Origin of the sequence: Gordonia zhenghanii, assembly GCF_021738965.1 — a bacterium.
In the GTDB taxonomy this organism is placed as follows: Bacteria; Actinomycetota; Actinomycetes; order Mycobacteriales; family Mycobacteriaceae; genus Gordonia; species Gordonia zhenghanii.
The window spans coordinates 34,880-48,728 of the sequence record NZ_JAKKOQ010000016.1; the positions used below are offsets into that span (position 1 = coordinate 34,880).

Here is a 13,849-nt window from a genome sequence, read left to right on the forward strand (position 1 = left end):
AGCCCACCTCTGGTCGAGCGGAGTCGAGAGCCTGCACAACGAGATCTCGACTCCGCTCGATCAACGGGGTGACGCTCGATCAACGGGAGTGATGCTCAATCAGCAGGAGTAGCGACTGCTCAACTATTACGACCGCGAGCGGCTACCTGCCAGGTGTCGACGACGAGACCGCCTTTGGCGACGGCGACGGCGTCGACGAGGTTCAGGACCGTGCACACGTGGTTGGGTACAACGCGGATACGGGACCCGCAGACGGGAAGCGGTGCACTGTCGGGGAACTCGACGGTTGCGTGGTGTTCGGAGAGGGCCGTGATCCGCGCGTCGGGGTAGTCGATGAGCCGTCCGTGCCCGGAGACGTACCCGGGTCGGTCGGCCCCCAGGATCTTGCTGCCCGAGTCGAGCACGATCCGGCGGCCGTCGGACTCGTCGCACCGGCTGATGACGGTGGCCAGAACGGTCAACGCGATGTCGGACGGCTCGGTGCGCCCCAACTCCCATTGCTGCGCGTCGCCGAACACGTACACGCCCGGGCGCGCCTCGGTGAGGACGTCTCCGTCGGACAGCACGGCACTCGGGGTAGAGCCGCCGCTGCGGATCCGCACCGGCACACCCGACTCGGCGAGAAGTCGGGTCGCCCGTCGCAACGACTTCGCTTCGTCACGGGCCGCCGGTTCTGCCTGGTCGGCGCCGTAGCTGTGCCCGGGAAAAGTGAACACACCGGAAACCCGCAGACCGGCTTCGACGGCGGCCGCGGCGACCTCGGCGGCTCTGTCCGGGTGCACTCCACTGCGGCCGTGACCGCTGTCCACCTCAATCAGCACCTCGAATCGCGATGCTGCGTCGCCGAGTCGGGCGCCCGCGTTGCGCACACCGTCCACCGAGTCGGCGCCGAACGAGACGCGAGCGCGCTCAGCCACGTCGATCAGCCGTGCGGCGCTCGACCGCGTGAGCCACAGCGGGTAGGCGATGAAGAGGTCGTCGAAACCTTCGCCGTCTGCGTACGCGAACGTCTCGGCCTCACCGATCGTCGCGACAGTCAGCCCGCAGGCGCCCGCCGCCTTCTGCTTACGCGCGATCTCGACGATCTTGTGCGTCTTCACATGCGGGCGCAGATCGATCCCTTTGGCGCGCAACACATTGGCCATCGTTGCGATGTTGCGGTCCAGTCTGTCGGCGTCGACGATGACCATCGGCGTGCTGACCATGTCACCCATCGGACTGCTCCCGTGCTCGCTTGGTCCCCGCGTAGTAGCGACCGAGGAACTCGTCCCGGTACTCGTAGTAGTCGCCGTTCTTGATGGCCTTGCGCGCGCGGTCGACGAGGGTGATCGTGAACGACAGGTTGTGGAGGGTGGCGAGCGTCGACGCCAAGCCCTCCTTCGCCTTGAACAGGTGGTGAAGGTAGGCGCGCGTGTACTGGGTCGAATAGTTGTCGAGTTCGGCGTCGAGCGGACCGAAGTCGTCCCGATACTTGCGATTGGTCACGTTGTAGCGGCCGTCGAACGAGTAGATCGCCCCGTTGCGGGCGACCCGGGTCGGCGACACGCAGTCGAAGGTGTCGGCACCGTTCTCGATGGCCGTGAAGACGTCGTCGGGTTCGCTGATCCCCAACAGGTGACGCGGAGCCTCGTCGGGAAGTTCATCGGTGACCCAGCCGACGATCGTTCCGAGATTGTCTTTCTCAAGCGCGCCGCCGATCCCGTATCCACCGAATCCCTTGCCGCCGTTCTCGCGGTCGATGCGGCTCAGTTCGACGAGGTCCCGCGTCGCCTTGCGCCGCAGGTCCTCGTACTGTGCGCCCTGGACGACTCCCCACAACGCCTGCTGCGGTCGGTGTGTCCGCTCGGTGGAGAGGCTGTTGTGTTCGGTGAGGCAGCGGATCGCCCACTGACGCGTCCGTTCGAGCGACGTCTCCTGATATCCGCGGGTGTTCATCAGCGTCGTCAGTTCGTCGAACGCGAAGATGATGTCCGCGCCGAGCTGGTGCTGGATCTGCATCGATACTTCGGGGGTGAACCGGTGCATCGAACCGTCGAGATGCGATTTGAAGGTGACGCCGTCGTCGTCGACCGCAGCCAGCCGCTCCTTGCCCTCGGCGATCCGCGAATCGTCTTGCGGGCCGGTCGACTCCATCGAGATGACCTTCTTGAAACCGACGCCGAGCGACATCACTTGGAATCCGCCGCTGTCGGTGTAGGTCGGGCCGGGCCAGTTCATGAAGGCCCCGAGGCCGCCCGCCCGGTCGAGAATATCCGGTCCCGGCTGCAGATACAGGTGATAGGCGTTGGCGAGAACCGCTTGTGCGCCAAGTGCCGCAACCGATTCCGGCAGCACCGTCTTCACGGTGGCTTTTGTGCCGACGGGCACGAAGGCGGGCGTGTGGATCTCGCCGTGCGGGGTGGTGATGGTGCCGGTGCGACCCGCCGTCCCGTCGAGGGTGGCGCGTCGGATGAACTCACTGCTGGTCACATGGCAATACTGCCCCACCTGCGCCGTACGGGATGGTCCGACCCGCGGTTCGCTTACCACTCAGAGCACAGGTGCCTGCATTACCGTGGAGGTCATGACCCGAACGATGAAGCTCACTGCCACCGCGGTCCTCGGCCTGTCGCTCGCCCTGTCCGCCGCCGCCTGCGGCGACGAACAGGAGGCTCCGAGCGCCGAATCGTCGGCCACCTCTGTGGTGACGCCGCCGAGTGACCGCAGCGTGCCCGTCGTCCCCGGCCCGAAGCCCAAGACGTCGACGGCGACCCCCAGCAGCGCGGATCGCGAGAGCACGCCGGACGACGCAGAGAGCTGCGGGTCCGCCAAGGGTCCAGACGGCGCGCTGCAGATCAAGCTCGTCGAGGGAGACATCACCTGCGACACCGCGGAGGGGATCGCCAAGGAGTACAGCCCGCTCATCGCGACCGGTCAGCCTCAGGACGTCAAGGGATGGGAGTGCGGACCATCGACGACGGCCGGCGAGCTCGCCCGCTGCACCAAGGACTCGCAGGCGTTCGCCCTTGTGCCTTAGTTACTTGTGCCCTCGTTACTAGTAGTTCCTTGGTTACTAGTTCCTTGGCGCTCTGAGCTCAGCTGAGCGCCTGAACGACCCGCTCAAGCGCGGCTACGCGGCTGCCCTTGACGAGGACGGCGTCACCGTCGGCCAGCTCGCCGAGAGCAGCGACGGCCCCGCCGACTCCACCGACGTGGGCGACGCCGTCGCCGTACGCAGGCTCGTCGACGGCGATCACCGTGATACCCAGGTCAGCGGCTTGTCTGGCCACCTCCCGGTGGGCGGCCGGTCCGTCCGAGCCGAGCTCTGCCATGGTCCCGACCACAGCGAAGCGTCGTCGTGCGTCGAGCCGGGCCAGGGAGGAGAGTCCGGCGGCCATCGACGTCGGGTTCGCGTTGTAGGCGTCGTTGATGACGACGACCCCCGACGCGGTGGTCGTCATCTCCATGCGCAGGCCCGACAGCGTGGCGTCGCTCAATCCTGCGGCCAGCGCCTCGATCGGAACACCGAGCCCGCAGCCTGCGGCCGCGGCCGCGAGTGCGTTCGGCACCTGATGCTCGCCGCGGGCCTGCAGTGCGATCAACGTCGACCCCCACGGACTGTGCAGCGTGAACGACGCCCGGAGCTGCTCGTCCAGGACGATATCGGTGGCGCGGACGTCTGCGTCGTCGGCCACGCCGTAGGTCAGCACGCGCGCCTGCGTCCGGTCCCGCATGCCGCGAACGATCTGGTGATCGGCGTTGAGCACGGCGATGCCGTCGGACGGGAGGGAGTCGACGAGCTCGCCCTTGGCCTGTGCGACGTCGTCGAGCGTCCCGAACATCTCCAGGTGGACGGCTTCGACGCGAGTGATCACGCCGACGGTCGGCGACGCGATGTCGCACAGCAGCGCGATGTGCCCGACGCCGCGCGCGCCCATCTCCAGGACGACGGCTTCGGTGTCGTCGGCGGCCGCGAGCAAGGTGAGCGGCAGACCCAGTTCGTTGTTGAAGCTCTTCTCGCTCGCCGCAGTCGCATAGGTCGTCGCGAGAACTCCGGCGAGAAGGTCCTTCGTCGACGTCTTGCCGACCGATCCGGTGACCCCGACGACACGCGGCGGCAGGCCTGCGCGCACTGCGCGCCCGAGGTCGGCGAGAGCCAAGGAGGTGTCGGCAACCCGAACCGCAGTGGCCGCCACGGCGGGGTCGGGGGCGCGATCGGTCAGGTAGACGAGTGCGCCCGCATCCACCGCGCCGGCGATGAAGTCGTGTCCGTCGCGGTCCGCGACGATCGGGACGAACAACTGCCCTCCGGCGATGGAGCGCGAGTCGATGCTCGCCGAGGAGACCTCGACGTCCGGCCCGTGGAGAGTCCCGCCGGTGGCGGCTGCGATCTGACTGGCGAGAAGGTGCACGGGAAGAAACGGTACAGGCGAGCACGTATCCTGGCAGCCATGAGTACCCCCCTCCTGCGGCTGGTCGTCCTCTACGGCGGAGTCTCTGCTGAACACGACGTGTCCCGGGTCAGCGCGGCGCACGTGCTGGCCGCCGCAGATCGCGACAAGTACACGCTGGTCCCGGTCGGTGTCGACAAGAACGGCGTCTGGCACCGCAACGACGCTGTGGCCGCAGCACTGGCGGCAGGCGAAGCCCTGCCGAACAGCCTCGACGTCGAGGGACCCGAGGTGAATCCCCTGCAGATAGTGCGCGCAGACGGCGAGCTGACCGTCGTCCTCCCGCTGCTGCACGGACCGCACGGCGAGGACGGGACCGTCCAGGGCATGCTCGAACTGTTCAAGGTCCCCTACGTCGGCTGCGGCGTCCTCGGTTCGGCGTTGTGCATGGACAAGGCGATGGCCAAGGAAGTCGCGGCCCGCGCAGGAATCCCGCAATGCGGCTGGATCACGTTCCGCGACGGTGTCGACGACGCGCGCGCCATCGTCGACCGTGCCGTCGATCAGCTCGGACTTCCGATCTTCGTCAAGCCCGCGAACATGGGATCGTCCGTCGGTGTCTCGCGGGCGGGCTCTGCTGACGAGCTCGACAAGGCGATCAACCTCGCGTTGCGGTACGACGACGTCGTCGTCCTCGAAGAGGCCCTCACCGCCCGCGAGATCGAGGTGGGAGTCCTCGGCAACACCGCGCCGGACACCACCGCGCCCGGAGAGATCAAGGTAGGCAGCGATTTCTACGACTACGAGGACAAGTACGTCACCGGTTCCGCCGAACTGATGATCCCGGCACCGCTGGAGGACGACGCAATCGCGCGCGTGCGCGAGCTCGCCGCCCACGCGTTCGTCGCCCTCCGGTGCGCGGGTATGGCGCGTGTCGACTTCTTCTACGAGGAGGGCGGCCGCGGCTGGCTCCTCAACGAGATCAACACGATCCCGGGGTTCACGCCGAGCTCGATGTACCCGAAGATGTGGGAGAACTCGGGCATCGCCTACCCAGACCTCATCGATCGTCTCGTGACGCTGGCTCTCGAAGTCCACCGCCGCCGGAGTTCGTTCTCGACCGAGCACTGACGAAGCGTCAGCTTCAAATCTCTGCGCAGGGAATCGAATCCTGCGAGAGTGAAGCGGTGACCTATCTCCTCGCTGTCGACTCGTCCATCACCGGCCCGGACTCCGTGTCCCGCCCTCTCGTCGCCGAGTTCGCCGACGCCTGGTGTGCTGCCGGATCCGACCGAAGCGTCCTCTCCCGCGATCTCGCCGCGAATCCCGTCCCACATCTGACCACGGCCGGGCTGCATTACGCCGAAGCGATGCGCCGACCGCACGAGAGCGTCGATCCAGCCGCAGCAGAACTGCAGCGGCAGTTGATCGACGAGGTCGCAGGCGCAGCGGCCGTCGTCATCGGGGCCCCGATGTACAACTGGTCGATTCCGTCGACCCTCAAGGCGTGGCTCGACCACCTGCACGTGTTGGGCGCGACCACGTCGAGCGACGAAGAGCCCGGGAGTCTGGCTGGCATCCCCGTCATCGTGGTGTCACCTCGCGGCTTGGCGTACGACAACTCCGATCCGGAGCAGGCAGGCGACTACACGGTGCCCGCGATCGAGAAGATCCTCGCCGAATCGATGGGAATGGCCGTGACGAGCGTGGCCGTCGACTTCACCCTCGCCGACCGTCTGCCGCCACTGGCCGAACATTCGGCGACGGCCGCCGCGTCGAAGGCCGAGGCTCTCGAGCGACTGCGCGAGCTTGCCCGGACGCTCTGACTCCTGGACTGAAGGCCCACGGCATGGGCTATCTAACCCCGCGGCATGGAAAAGGCCCCCGATCTGTAATCAGATCGAGGGCCTTCGGCGGTGGCGGGGGGATTTGAACCCCCGGTGCAGGGTCACTACACACGACATTTCGAGTGTCGCACCTTCGGCCGCTCGGACACGCCACCGCGAAGAACTATACGGTAGTCGTCAGTGAGTGTGAAATCAGCTGGTCAGCAGTCGTTTCCGCCGTGTTTCGCTACGTGATGCCCGACTACTTGCTGCCCGACGATCCGTTGCCCGACAACTTGTCGGCGATCTCGCCGAACTTGACCTTGGCCGTGTTCATCGCACCCTGCACGTTCTCGTTCTTGGAGACCTCGTCGAGCTTCTCGCGGGCCGTCGACACCGCGCCCTGGACCTGCTCGCTGTTGGCGACCTCGTCGAACTTCCCCTTCGCGGAGTCGACTGCGCCCTTGACCTGATCGCTCTCCGCGAACTCGTTGACCTTGCCGATCACCTGGCCCGCGAGCTTGGTGACTTTGTCCATCGGATCCGACATGACTTCCCCTTCGATCGTCGTCCTTCAAGTGTGCCGCAGATTCAGCGGCGGCGGGTGGCGAAGAAGTCGGTGACCAACTCTGCGCACTCGTCGGCCAAGACTCCACCGAGGACCTCGGGCCGGTGGACCAGCCGCGGGTCGCGCAGCACGTCCCACAACGACCCGACGGCACCGGTCTTGGGCTCCCATGCTCCGAACACGACGCGGGAGACGCGCGCGAGCCCGATCGCGCCGGCGCACATCGTGCACGGTTCAACGGTCACGGCCACCGTGCAGCCTTCCAGCCGCCACCCGTCGCCGTACCGTCTCGTTGCCTCCCGCAGCGCAAGGACTTCGGCGTGCGCCGTCGGGTCTCCGTCTGCCTCACGACGATTCGCGGCGCGCGCGAGCTCGGAACCGTCGGGTCCGTACACGACGGCTCCGATCGGCACGTCCTGGTCATCGGCCGACCGGGCCGCGTCGAGGGCGACCCGCATCATCGTCTCGGCGTCGCGGTGCACCGCTCCCCGATCGACGCTCATCGTCGAGTCAGTGGCCGATCTTGTCGAGCACGGCGGACAGTTCGTCCGCGAACCCGAGCCGCGCCGCGATCATGCCGATCTGCTCGTCGGCGTACAGATCGGTGTCGCCGACGATGATGCTCATCACGGCGTCCGGAAGTCCGAGGTCGGCGAGGATCGCGAGATCGCCTTCCTCCCACGGGTCGACGTCGTCGATCTCGTCGGGATCCAGATCCGGCACGTCGACGTTCAACGCATCGAGCACATCGACGGCGATGTCGTAGTCGATGGCAGCGGTCGCGTCCGAAACCAGCAGTCGCGCGCCAGACGGTGACGGCCGCACGACGACGAAGAACTCGTCGTCGACGTCGAGCAGCCCGAACATCGCACCGGCGGCACGCAGCTCGCGCAGTTGCAGCTCGGCGTCGTCGAGGCTGTCGAGCGCGGACGGCTTCAGCGGTGACAGCTGCCAGCCGCCCTCATCACGGACGACGGCCACCGCGAAACCGTCGACATCGGGGTAATCGCTCTGCGCGACAGGCTTCGCCATGTCCGCCACGGTAGTCGGTTTTCCGGGCACTCCCAAGTCCGATTCCCTGGCTCGCCAACTCGTTTGCGCCGCCGACGCCCCGATCACAACGGAACCGAACCCGTACGGCGCAGACGGTGCTGCGTTCGGGTCGGTCGATCTCGCCTCCACCCCGACGGTGTGCCACGGTAGATACATGCCTGCTGCGTCGTCTCGCCCCGTCTGCGTCCTCGGTCTCGGCCTCATCGGCGGATCGCTGCTGCGGCGACTCGCGGGGACCCGGACGACATTCGGATACAACAGGTCGGTCGCCACCGTCGAGGCGGCCGTCGCCGACGGATACGACGCCTCGGGCGACCTGGCTCAGACGCTCGCGCGCGCCGCCGCCGAGGATGCGGTGATCGTGCTCGCGACACCGGCCACGGCACTCGGGTCGATCATCGACGCCGTCGCCGAGCACGCTCCGACCTGCCTGGTCACCGACGTGGTCAGCGTGAAGGAGGAGGTCGCCCGGATCGTCGCGGACCGTCACCCGCGGGCCCGCTACGTCGGCGGCCACCCGATGACGGGCACCGTCCACTCCGGCTGGGACGCGACCGACCCCGATCTGTTCACGGACGCGATGTGGATGGTCACCACCCACGACGACACCGACGCCGACGACTGGCTGGCCGTCGCCGAGATCGCCCGTGCGGCAGGCTCGTACGTGGTCCCCGCCGCGAACGACGCACATGACCGGGCAGCAGCAGCAATCTCCCACAATCCGCATCTGACCGCGGCCGTCACCGCCGCCGTCGGTGCAGGCGAGAGCCGACTGCCGCTGCGTCTGGCGGCAGGGAGTTTCCGCGACGGAACGCGAGTGGCGGCAACCCCGCCCGAATTGCAGCGCGCCATGCTCGAAGCGAACGCCGTCTCGCTCCTCAACACGCTCAGTGAGACGATCGACCGGCTCGTCGCCGCACGTGACCGGCTCCGCGACCTCGGGGACGTCGCCGCAGTCGTCGAGGCCGGGCATCGTGCCCGACTGGCCTACGAAGAGATCGCGTCAGGCGAGGTCGAGCCGATCGTCGGCGTCACCGTCGGCGAGGCGGGGTGGGCGCAGGAATTACGTCGTCAAGCCCACCAGGCGCGTGTCTGGATCGGCTGACGCGCGTCAGATGCGGGTCGCGACGCCCGGATAGTCCAGGACCAGGCCGCCCTCGTCGAGGACCAGTTCGACGGTCCCCGACGCCGTGGTGATCGTGGCCGTCCCGTCGCCGATCGTGTACGACGCGGCGGCGGGCTCCACCTCGAACGTCGGCAACCGCAGACTCACCAGCGGAACATCGGTCAACGCTCCTCTGCCGAAGAACTTGTGACGGAAGATCGGAAGAGCCGACAGGAACGGCGACATCGCGACGTCCACGCCCTCGGCGCCGTCGAAGTCGCTCTGCACAGTGCTGTACGGGGTCTGCACCATCCACCGGCCGTCCATGTCACGACTCAGGTCCAGGGGAGCGTCCCCGCCGGCCTTGAGCACGCGGAACGAGAGCCTGCGGGTGACGCCGATATCGTTCGCGACCAGTTCGTACGACGACGAGTACGCCTCGACTTCGGGCGTCTGCGCCGAGATGATCCGCCCGTAAGCACGCAGGCGGCCGCCCACCGTGTTGAGTCGCACCTGCTCGAAGCGTCCACCGTCGACGGATCGCCAGGTGAACATCGTCTTGGCTCCGGTGTCGGCTGCCTCTTCGGAAGAAGTCACACGTCTACGTTAGGGCATCGGACGCGACACCACCGGCGCGCACACCTGAAGTTCAGCCGACCGCGCGGCAGGCGAGGACTCCCGACGTGCCCTCAGCGGTCTCCTCGTGCGCGACGACCTGACCGTCGACGGTGATCGTGCACGACGCCGGAGCCCCCGGCGCGACGACCACGCGGATCTGAAGGAGACCGGTCGACGCACGTATCGTCTGACGCCATTGCGGGCCTTGCATGTGGACGAGTTGGACTCCGCTGCTGTCGATGTACAGCACGGCGGAGCCCGGAGCCGCGTCGACCGCGAGATCCGCTTCGAGTCCGGCGGGCGCGGGCTGCTTGGTCTCGCCAGGCACCTCGTCGGTCGGCTCGATCGACTTGGGCAGATACGGGTCGGTGGTGTTCTGCGAGACCGGCGTGTCGTCGCGGACGGTCGCGGTGTCGGTGCCGTCGCCGCCGGACATCAGTTTCAGCCCGCCTGCGACCACCAGAACCAGGAGGACGACCATGGCCACACCGAGCGCCGTGCGCTTACGCGAGTCGCCGGGTCCGGGGGGAGGCGTCGGCGCCGCGTACTGAAGCTGCTCGGGCTGGACCGACTGAGGCTGCGCGTCGGGGTCTGGGTCCGGTCGATACGTGTAGCGCGGCGCGCCGTCCGGCCCGTAGCCCAACGCCGGGTACTGCTGACCGACAGCCAGCGGCGGCCGGTAGCCCGGCTGCTGCGCGTGTTCTGACCGTCCCGAATCCATCTCTGTCAGAGTACGCGGAGCCCGGACACGCGAACGCCCCCGGTGAGATGAACTCACCGGGGGCGTTCGAGGTCTCGTCTCTGCTCTCGCGAGCAAAAGATCCGACTACTTGACGAGGTTCTCGTTCGTCAGCTTGGTCACGCCGGCTTCAGCCTTCTCGACGAGCGAGGCGGGCGGAGTGAAGTTGTCGCCGTACTTGGCTGCGAGGTCCTTGGCGCGGGCCACGAAGCCTGCGACACCCCCCTCGTAACCGTTGATGTACTGGACGACGCCACCGGTCCAGGCCGGGAAGCCGATGCCGAAGATCGAACCGATGTTCGCGTCCTCGACGGAGGTCAGAACACCTTCGTCGAAGCACTTCACGGTCTCAAGGGCCTCGGCGAAGAGCATGCGCTCCTTCATGTCCTCGAGCGGGATCTCGACCGAACCCGACTTGAAGTTCTCGCGGACACCCGGCCAGATGAGGCCGCGCTTGCCGTCCTCGTCGTAGTCGTAGAAGCCCTTGCCGTCCTTCTTGGACGTACGGCCCAGCTCGACCATCTTGTCGACCACGGCGTACGAGCCGTGATCGGGGTAGTCGACGCCCGCGGCCTCGGCAGCGGCCTGGGTCTCCTTGCGGATCTTCTGCATGAGAGTGAGCGTCAGCTCATCGGACAGCTGCAGCGGCGGAGCCGGGTAGCCGGCCTGGCCGCCTGCCTGCTCGATGAACGCAGGCTCGACGCCTTCACCCACGGCCGCGAGGGCTTCGTTGATGAACGTTCCGATGACACGGCTGGTGAAGAAGCCGCGGCTGTCGTTGACGACGATCGGCGTCTTGCGGATCTGCAGCGTGTAATCGATGACCTTGGCGAGCACCTCGTCCTTGGTCTTCTCGCCGCAGATGATCTCGACCAGCGGCATCTTGTCGACCGGCGAGAAGAAGTGGATTCCGATGAAGTCCTCGGGACGGTTCACGCCCTCGGCCAGCGTCGTGATCGGCAGGGTCGAGGTGTTCGAGCCGAGGACGGCGTCGGGCTCGACGATGTCCTGGATCTCCTGGAACACCTTGTTCTTGACCTCGACGGACTCGAACGCGGCCTCGATCACGAGGTCGACGCCCTTGAAGTCGGCCGCGTCGACGGTCGGGGTGATGCGGGCGAGCAGGGCGTCGCTCTTCTCCTGCGTGGTCTTGCCGCGCTTGAGTGCCTTCTCCTCGAGCTTCTCCGCGTAGCCCTTGCCTCGCTTGGCGGCGTCGAGGTCGATGTCCTTGAGGACGACCTCGATGCCTGCTTTCGCCGACACGTAGGCGATCGCAGCGCCCATCATGCCTGCGCCGATGACGCCGACCTTCTTGGCGGTGTACTTGTCGAAGCCGTCGGGGCGCGAGCCGCCCCCGTTGATGTGCTGCAGGTCGAAGAAGAACGCCTTGATCATGTTCTGTGCGACCTGACCGGTCACCAGCGACACGAAGTAGCGGGTCTCGACGACGTCGGCGGTGTCGATGTCGACGTATGCACCCTCGATGGCGGCGGCCATGATGGCGCGCGGCGCCGGCATGTTCGCGCCCTTGATCTGCTTGCGCAGCAGAGCCGGGAACGCGGGCAGGTTGGCCGCCATCGCCGGGTTGGTCGGTGCGCCGCCCGGGATCTTGTATCCCTTGACGTCGAACGGCTGCTGAGCCTCGGGGTTCGCCTTGATCCACGCTTTGGCGGCGGGGACGAGCTCGTCGATCGATCCGACGACCGCGTCGACCAGGCCGATCTCCTTGGCCTTGGTCGGGTTCATGCGCGGGCCCTGAAGCAGCACGCCCATGAGTGCCTGCTGGATGCCCAGGAGTCGGACGGTGCGGACCACGCCGCCGCCGCCCGGGAGCAGACCGAGGGTCACCTCGGGCAGACCGAGTACAGCGCCCTTGACGTCGGCGACCACGCGGTAGTGGCAGTGCAGAGCGATCTCCAGGCCGCCGCCGAGTGCTGCGCCATTGACGGCTGCGACGACCGGCTTGCCGAGAGTCTCGAGGCGGCGCAGGACCGCCTTCATCTCATTCGTGCTCGCGTTGATCGAGGTCGCCAGCTCTTCTTTGGTCTGGTCGGCCGGCGGGTTCGTCATGTCCTTGAGGTCGCCGCCTGCGAAGAAGGTCTTCTTCGCAGAGGTCAGCACGACACCGGTGATGTCGTCCTTCTCGGCCTCGAGGCGATCGACGGTCGCGGCCATCGACTCCCGGTAGAGGTTGTTCATGGTGTTGGCGCCCTGGTTGGGGTCGTCCATGGTGAGGGTGACGACGCCGTCGGCGTCCTTCTCCCACGAGATCATGTTGTCAGTCATGGTGAAGTGTTTTTCCTTCTCGTTCCGGGGCGATCAGAGACGCTCGATGATGGTCGCGACGCCCATGCCGCCGCCGATGCACAGGGTGACCAGGCCGTAACGGCCGCCGACGCGCTCGAGTTCGTCGAGGGTGCTGCCCAGGATCATCGCGCCGGTGGCGCCGAGGGGGTGACCCAGTGCGATCGCGCCACCGTTGATGTTGACCTTCTCGTGGGGGACCTTGAGGTCCTTCATCCACTTCATGACGACCGACGCGAACGCCTCGTTGAGCTCGAAGACGTCGATGTCGTCGACCGTCAGACCCGCACGCTTGAGTGCGAGCTCGGTGGCCGGGGTCGGGCCGGTCAGCATGATCGACGGCTCCGAGCCGACCTCGCCGTAGGAGACGACGCGGGCGCGCGGGGTCAGACCGTTGCGCTTGCCTGCCTCTTCGCTGCCGACCAGGACCAGGCCCGAGCCGTCGACGATGCCGGAGCTGTTGCCGCCGGTGTGGACGTGGTTGACCTTCTCCACGCTCGGATACTTCTGGCGGATGACGTCGTCGAAGCCCGCCATGTCGGCCAAGCCCTGGAATGCAGGCTTGAGCTTGCCGAGGCTCTCCGCGGTGGTGCCGGGACGACGGTGCTCATCGTTGTCGAGCAGGACGACGCCGTTGATGTCCTTGACGGGGATGATCGACTTGGCGAACCGACCCTCGTCCCACGCCTGCGCGGCGCGACGCTGAGACTCGGCGGCGTAGGCGTCGACGTCGTCACGCGAGAAGCCCTCGATCGTGGCGATCGTGTCGGCGCCGATGCCCTGCGGGTTGATGTAGTGGTCGTACGCGGTGGCCGGGTCGGTGAACAGCGCACCGCCGTCGCTGCCCATCGGGACGCGCGACATCGATTCGACGCCGCCGGCGAGGACCAGGTCGTCGTACTCGGACTTGACCTTCGCGGCAGCGAGGTTCACAGCTTCCAGGCCCGACGAGCAGAAGCGGTTGATCTGCGTGCCGGGGACGGTCTCACCGAGACCCGAGGTGATGGCCGCGGTACGTGCGATGACCGCACCCTGCTCGCCGACGGGCGACACGACGCCGAGGATGAGGTCGTTGATCTGCTTCGGGTCGAGGTCGCCGTGACGAGCGAGCAGCTCGTCGATCAGGCCCGAGACGAGATCGATCGGCTTGACGCTGTGCAGCGAGCCTCCACGCTGCTTGCCACGGGGCGTACGCACAGCCTCGTAGATGAATGCATCGGACACAGGTGTTCCTTTCACACGAACCGATTGTGGTTACGGAACCTA

General features: G+C 67.0%; 14 protein-coding genes and 1 tRNA gene. 4 read left to right on the forward strand and 11 right to left on the reverse strand.

The annotated features are described in order from the left end of the window. Nucleotides 1-119: 119 nt before the first annotated feature. Together L5G32_RS16545 and tgt are read right to left on the reverse strand one after the other, a co-directional pair. Entirely contained in the window at nt 120-1,214 is a 1,095-nt protein-coding gene (locus L5G32_RS16545) for a D-TA family PLP-dependent enzyme (protein WP_237012181.1), read from the reverse strand. Continuing rightward, nucleotides 1,207-2,469, reverse strand: coding sequence for a tRNA guanosine(34) transglycosylase Tgt (tgt, locus tag L5G32_RS16550; RefSeq protein WP_237012182.1), 1,263 nt, complete (start codon nt 2,467-2,469; stop codon nt 1,207-1,209). Before tgt ends, L5G32_RS16545 begins: the two co-directional genes overlap by 8 nt. A 94-nt stretch (nt 2,470-2,563) precedes the next feature. Between tgt and L5G32_RS16555 the strand changes: the two genes are divergently transcribed. Beyond that, the gene (locus tag L5G32_RS16555; RefSeq protein ID WP_237012183.1) at nt 2,564-3,016 is read left to right on the forward strand and encodes a superantigen-like protein SSL4; all 453 of its coding nucleotides are present in this window, start codon (nt 2,564-2,566) and stop codon (nt 3,014-3,016) included. A 58-nt stretch (nt 3,017-3,074) separates the two neighbouring features. On the opposite strand, the gene L5G32_RS16560 is transcribed toward L5G32_RS16555, so the two are convergent. Then, complete coding sequence (locus L5G32_RS16560) at nt 3,075-4,391, reverse strand: UDP-N-acetylmuramoyl-tripeptide--D-alanyl-D-alanine ligase (RefSeq protein ID WP_237012184.1); 1,317 nt, start codon at nt 4,389-4,391, stop codon at nt 3,075-3,077. A 39-nt stretch (nt 4,392-4,430) separates the two neighbouring features. Here L5G32_RS16560 and L5G32_RS16565 point away from each other — a divergent pair, with 39 nt between their 5' ends. Continuing rightward, nucleotides 4,431-5,501 carry a D-alanine--D-alanine ligase family protein gene (locus tag L5G32_RS16565; protein ID WP_237012185.1) on the forward strand — a complete coding sequence of 357 codons (1,071 nt, stop codon included), beginning with the start codon at nt 4,431-4,433 and terminating at the stop codon, nt 5,499-5,501. A 56-nt stretch (nt 5,502-5,557) separates the two neighbouring features. Beyond that, complete coding sequence (locus tag L5G32_RS16570; RefSeq protein ID WP_237012186.1) at nt 5,558-6,196, forward strand: NAD(P)H-dependent oxidoreductase; 639 nt, start codon at nt 5,558-5,560, stop codon at nt 6,194-6,196. Nucleotides 6,197-6,284: 88 nt separating this feature from the next. Here L5G32_RS16570 and L5G32_RS16575 read toward each other — a convergent pair. From L5G32_RS16575 to L5G32_RS16590, 4 genes are all read right to left on the reverse strand, one after another. Next, a tRNA-Ser gene (locus tag L5G32_RS16575) sits at nt 6,285-6,372 on the reverse strand. Between the two features lie 86 nt (nt 6,373-6,458). Then, a complete protein-coding gene (locus tag L5G32_RS16580) occupies nt 6,459-6,746 on the reverse strand; it encodes a hypothetical protein (RefSeq protein WP_237012187.1) in 288 nt (95 codons plus the stop codon). Nucleotides 6,747-6,787: 41 nt separating this feature from the next. After that, nucleotides 6,788-7,267, reverse strand: coding sequence for a nucleoside deaminase (locus L5G32_RS16585; RefSeq protein ID WP_237012188.1), 480 nt, complete (start codon nt 7,265-7,267; stop codon nt 6,788-6,790). A gap of 7 nt (nt 7,268-7,274) precedes the next feature. After that, nucleotides 7,275-7,796, reverse strand: coding sequence for a tRNA adenosine deaminase-associated protein (locus L5G32_RS16590; protein WP_237012189.1), 522 nt, complete (start codon nt 7,794-7,796; stop codon nt 7,275-7,277). Nucleotides 7,797-7,971: 175 nt separating this feature from the next. Between L5G32_RS16590 and L5G32_RS16595 the strand changes: the two genes are divergently transcribed. After that, nucleotides 7,972-8,922 (forward strand): prephenate dehydrogenase, encoded by a 951-nt coding sequence (locus tag L5G32_RS16595; RefSeq protein ID WP_237012238.1) that lies wholly within the window; start codon nt 7,972-7,974, stop codon nt 8,920-8,922. Nucleotides 8,923-8,928: 6 nt separating this feature from the next. Here L5G32_RS16595 and L5G32_RS16600 read toward each other — a convergent pair whose 3' ends face one another. From L5G32_RS16600 to L5G32_RS16615, 4 genes are all read right to left on the reverse strand, one after another. Continuing rightward, complete coding sequence (locus tag L5G32_RS16600) at nt 8,929-9,519, reverse strand: putative glycolipid-binding domain-containing protein (protein WP_237012190.1); 591 nt, start codon at nt 9,517-9,519, stop codon at nt 8,929-8,931. 52 nt (nt 9,520-9,571) lie between these two features. Next, nucleotides 9,572-10,261, reverse strand: coding sequence for a hypothetical protein (locus L5G32_RS16605; RefSeq protein ID WP_237012191.1), 690 nt, complete (start codon nt 10,259-10,261; stop codon nt 9,572-9,574). Between the two features lie 105 nt (nt 10,262-10,366). Next, the gene (locus L5G32_RS16610) at nt 10,367-12,565 is read right to left on the reverse strand and encodes a 3-hydroxyacyl-CoA dehydrogenase NAD-binding domain-containing protein (RefSeq protein ID WP_237012192.1); all 2,199 of its coding nucleotides are present in this window, start codon (nt 12,563-12,565) and stop codon (nt 10,367-10,369) included. A 33-nt stretch (nt 12,566-12,598) separates the two neighbouring features. Continuing rightward, entirely contained in the window at nt 12,599-13,807 is a 1,209-nt protein-coding gene (locus L5G32_RS16615) for an acetyl-CoA C-acetyltransferase (RefSeq protein ID WP_237012193.1), read from the reverse strand. Nucleotides 13,808-13,849 lie beyond the last annotated feature (42 nt).